Source organism: Streptomyces sp. NPDC058401, assembly GCF_042722885.1.
In the GTDB taxonomy this organism is placed as follows: Bacteria; Actinomycetota; Actinomycetes; order Streptomycetales; family Streptomycetaceae; genus Streptomyces.
In genome coordinates this window covers 1-4359 of sequence record NZ_JBHXKA010000255.1, presented here as the reverse complement: position 1 = coordinate 4359, position 4359 = coordinate 1, and the positions used below count along the sequence as shown (strand labels likewise).

General features: G+C 76.9%; 4 protein-coding genes. All 4 read right to left on the bottom strand.

Translation table 11 applies throughout. The features are described 5' to 3' along the window. Window positions 1-137: 137 nt before the first annotated feature. Window positions 138-959 (bottom strand): HpcH/HpaI aldolase/citrate lyase family protein, encoded by an 822-nt coding sequence (locus tag ACFWNV_RS39380; RefSeq protein WP_383957082.1) that lies wholly within the window; start codon window positions 957-959, stop codon window positions 138-140. Next, window positions 956-2176 carry a CaiB/BaiF CoA transferase family protein gene (locus ACFWNV_RS39375; protein ID WP_383957079.1) on the bottom strand — a complete coding sequence of 407 codons (1221 nt, stop codon included), beginning with the start codon at window positions 2174-2176 and terminating at the stop codon, window positions 956-958. The genes ACFWNV_RS39380 and ACFWNV_RS39375 overlap by 4 nt, the downstream gene beginning before the upstream one ends. Then, a complete protein-coding gene (gene rbsK / locus ACFWNV_RS39370) occupies window positions 2173-3078 on the bottom strand; it encodes a ribokinase (protein ID WP_383957077.1) in 906 nt (301 codons plus the stop codon). Before rbsK ends, ACFWNV_RS39375 begins: the two co-directional genes overlap by 4 nt. Further along, a partial coding sequence (locus ACFWNV_RS39365) for an ADP-ribosylglycohydrolase family protein (RefSeq protein ID WP_383957074.1) occupies window positions 3075-4359 on the bottom strand: 1285 nt, incomplete at its 5' end. The genes ACFWNV_RS39365 and rbsK, both read right to left, overlap by 4 nt.

The following is a 4359-nucleotide window of genomic DNA, read 5'->3' as shown; positions in this document are numbered from 1 at the left end:
GTCCCGGTCTCCCGGTCCTCCGGGGGGGGGCGCCCCCCCCCCCGCGCGGCGCCCCTCCCGTTTCGCGTGCGCCGGGTGGCGCGGGGCCGCGCCGCCGGCCGGCCCACGGGCCCCGCGCCCGGGGCGGGCGGCCACCGTCAGGACAGCACCGGCGCGTCCCGGCGGGACAGGGCCACGACCCGTTCCGCGCCCGCCAGCATCGCCGGGTCGACGAAGCGGCCGTCGGGGAGGGCCACCGCGCCCGGGGTGCGGCGGGCCGCGGCCACGATCTCCTCGGCGGCGCTGACCTCCGCGGGGCCGGGCAGGTAGGCCCGCTCGATCACCGGGAGCTGGCGCGGATGGATCGCCGCGCGGCCCAGGAAGCCGAGGGCGCGGCCCCGGGCGCAGGAGGCCGCCAGCGCCTCCAGGTTCCGGATGTCGGGGAACACCGACTGGGCCGGCGGCGCCAGCCCGGCCGCGCGGGCCGCGACCACCACCCGGGAGCGCGGCCAGTCCAGGCCCGACTCCGCGGTGACGCCCAGGTCGGCCCGCAGATCGGCCTCGCCCAGGGACAGGCCGCGCAGGGCGGGGTGCGCGCGGGCGATGTCGTAGGCCCGTTCCACGCCGATCGCCGATTCCAGCAGGGCGTAGAGGGGCACCGCGGGGGCGCGGTCGGCGGTGGTGGCGATCTGCTCCGGCGCGGAGATCTTGGGCAGGCGCAGCCCGGCGAGGCCCTGCAGTCCGCCCAGCGCGCTGAGGTCGGCGCCGCCCCAGGGGGAGTCCAGGGCGTTGACGCGTACGTGGACGGGGACCGGGTGCCGGTCGCCGAGCAGTTCGGCGGTGGCGGCGCGGGCGTACTCCTTGCGGGAGGCCGACACCGCGTCCTCCAGGTCCACGATGACGGCGTCGGCCCCGGCGTGCAGGGCCTTGGAGACCACCTCGGGGCGGTCGCCGGGTACGTAGAGCCAGGTCAGGATCACAGGGCTCCTTCCGTGCGCAGAGCGGTGATCTCGGCCGCGGAGAGGCCGATCTCGGCGAGGACGGCATCGGTGTCCGCGCCGTGCGGGCGGCCCGCCCAGCGGATGGAGCCCGGTGTCTGCGAGAGCCGGAAGAGGACGTTCTGCATGCGGATCGGGCCCAGTTCCGGGTCCTCGACCTCGGTGATCGTGTCCAGGGCCGCGTACTGCGGATCGGCCATGACGTCCCGTACGTCGTAGACCAGCGCGACCGCGGCCTCGGCCTCCTCGAAGGCGGCCGTCACCTCGTCCGCCTTGTGGCGGGCGATCCAGCCGCCGACCGCCTCGTCGAGCACGTCCGCGTGGCCGGCCCGCCCGGAGCCCGTGGCGAACCACGGCTCGGAGATCAGCTCGGGCCGCCCCACCAGCCGCATCACGCGCTCCGCGATGGACTGGGCGGAGGTGGAGACCGCCAGCCAGCGGCCGTCCAGACTGCGGTACGTGTTGCGGGGGGCGTTGTTCGTGGACCGGTTGCCGGTGCGCGGCTGGACGTAGCCGAGCTGGTCGTACCAGAGCGGGTGCGGTCCGAGGACGGTCAGGATCGGCTCGATGATCGCCAGGTCCACCACCTGCCCCTGACCGGTGCGGTCGCGCCCGGCGAGCGCCGCCATCACGGCGTACGCGGTGGTCAGCGCGGCGATCGAGTCCGCGAGCCCGAAGGGCGGCAGGGTCGGCGGCCCCTCCGGCTCCCCGGTGATCGCCGCGAAGCTGCTCATCGCCTCCGCGAGGGTGCCGAAGCCGGGGCGGTGGGCGTACGGGCCCTCCTGGCCGAAGGCCGTCACGCGGGTCAGGATCAGCCGCGGGTTCGCGGCGGACAGCTCGGGCCAGCCCAGACCCCAGCGCTCCAGGGTGCCCGGGCGGAAGTTCTCGATCACCACGTCGGCGGTGGCGGCCAGCCGCAGCAGCGTGTCCCGGCCGCCGGGGGTGGACAGATCGAGGGTCATCGTCCGCTTGTTGCGGCCCAGGAGCTTCCACCAGAGGCCGATGCCGTCCTTGGCGGGGCCGTGGCCGCGCGAGGGATCGGGGCGGGTCGGGTGCTCGACCTTGACGACCTCGGCGCCGAAGTCGCCGAGGAGGGTGGCGGCGAGGGGACCGGCGAACAGGGTGGCGAGGTCGAGGACGCGGAGCCCGCGCAGGGGCGGGGCGGCGGCGGTGCCGGTCCCGGCGGTTTTCTGGTTCACGAGGCGGCTCCGGAGCGGGCGAAGGTGTCGGTCTGGGAGCGGGTCGGCATCGAGTCCTGGGCGCCGGGGCGCTGTACGGACAGCGCGGCCGCCGCCGAGGCCCAGCGCAGGGCCTCGGGCATCGGCCGGCCCTCGCCCAAGGCCACCGCGAGCGCCCCGACGAAGGTGTCACCGGCGGCGGTGGTGTCCACGGCCCGTACGTGCGGCGCGGGCACGGTCAGAGACTCGCGGCCGCGGGCGGCGTACAGGACCCCGGCGGCACCCAGGGTGACGACCACCTCCGGGACGTCCTGGAGCAGGGCCGCCGCGGCCAGGTGCACGTCGGTGAGCCCGGTGAGCGCGGTGGCCTCGTGCTCGTTGGGCACCAGCAGGTCGGTGGCGGCGAGGAGTTCGGCGGGCAGCGGCTGGGCGGGGGCCGGGGTCAGGATGGTCCGTACGCCGTGGGCACGGGCGGCGAGGGCGCCGGCGAGCACGGCCTCCAGGGGCAGTTCGAGCTGGAGGAGCAGGGAGTCGGCGGCGCCGATGCGGGCGGCGTCGCCCGGTTCCAGGGAGGTGACGCGGGCGTTGGCGCCGGGGATGACGATGATGCTGTTGCCGCCCTCGTCGTCCACGGTGATGTGCGCGGTGCCGCTGGCGCCCTCCACGGTGCGCAGGGCCGCCGTCTCGACCCCGGCCCCGGCGAGCGCGGCACGCAGCCGCACGCCGAACTCGTCGGCCCCGACCGCGCCGATCATCACCACCTCGGCGCCCGAACGGGCGGCGGCGACGGCCTGGTTGGCGCCCTTCCCGCCGGGCACGGTGCGGAAGGCGCGGCCGGTGACGGTCTCCCCGAGGCGGGGGGCCTTCGGGACGTAGGCGACGAGGTCCATGTTGGTACTGCCGAGCACGGCGATGGCCGTCATGAGCGGGCTGCCTCCTGGGCGGTGAGGTGGGCGAGGGTGTCGAAGCCGATGCCGTCGAAGCCGGGGACGCTGGTGGCGAGGCGGTTCTTCAGCGGGGCGGTCCAGCGGTGCGGGATGGCGTCGGTGGAGCCGGCGACCAGGCCGGCGAGCGCCCCGGCGGTGGCCCCGTTGGAGTCGGTGTCCCAGCCGCCGGACACGGCGCGGCAGACGGAACGGGTGAAGTCCCCGTCGGCATGGGTGAGGGCGGCGGCGATCACGGCGGTGTTGGGGACGGCATGGACCCAGTGGTAGTGGCCGTAGCGGGCGTGCAGCAGATCGACGACGGTATCGAAGCCGGTGCCGGTGGCGCACGCGTCCGAGGCGGCGCGGATCCCGAAGCGGACGGCCTCGGCGAGGCGGGAACCCGGCGGTACGACGGCCAGGCCGGCCCGCAGCGCGGTGTGCACGTCGGCCCGGCCGGTGGCCGCGGTGGCGGTGGCGGCGGCCACGAACGCGGCGGCGTGGGCGCCGTTGCCCGTGTGGGTGAGCGCGGCGTCCCGGCGCGCCTGCGCCGCGGCGGCGGCCGGGGCGCCCGGGTTGGTCCAGCCGTGGACGTCGGCGCGGATCAGGGCGCCGATCCATTCGCGGAACGGGTTGTGGTGGGTGGCGGTGAGCGGGGGCTCCAGCCCGAGGAGCAGATTGCGGTACGCGACCCGCTCGGCCGTGAACGTACGGCCGGCCGGAAGCTCGTCGAGCCAGAGCCGGCCCACGTCGGCGGTGGTGAAGCCCCTGCCGTGGCGCTGGAGGAGGAGCAGGCCGAGGAGGGGGTAGTTGAGGTCGTCGTCCTCGGGGGTCCCGTCGATGTTCTCGGCGAGGGAGGTGGGTGCGGAGCGGCGGTTCCAGGGGTGCGCGGCGAGCACCTCCGGCGGAACGCCGCGCTCGGTGAACCAGTCCCCGAGCGGCCAGTTCCCGGCGGCCCGGGCCAGCGCCCGGATCCCCTCCAGCGGCAACTTCTCCACGGGCTTCCCGAGCACGCACCCCACGGCCCGCCCGACCCACGCGGCCTCCAGCCTGCGGCGCAGGGCGGGGTCGTGGCCGGCTGCGGCTGAGCCCGGGCCCGGGTCCGGACCCGGGGGGCCGGCCCACGTCCCGGGCCGGGACCTGGTCCCGGTCCCGGTCCCGGTCCCGGTCCCGGTCCCGGTCCCGGTCCCGGTCCCGGGCAAGGCTCCAGGCAGGGCCTCGGTCCCGGCCCCGGGGCCGGCCAAGGCCACGGGCAAGGCACCGGGGACGGGCGCGGCCGGG

Coding starts and splice junctions, on each gene's coding strand:
- rbsK (WP_383957077.1), bottom strand. CDS start 3,078: ATGACGGCCATCGCCGTGCTCGGCAGTACCAACATGGACCTCGTCGCC.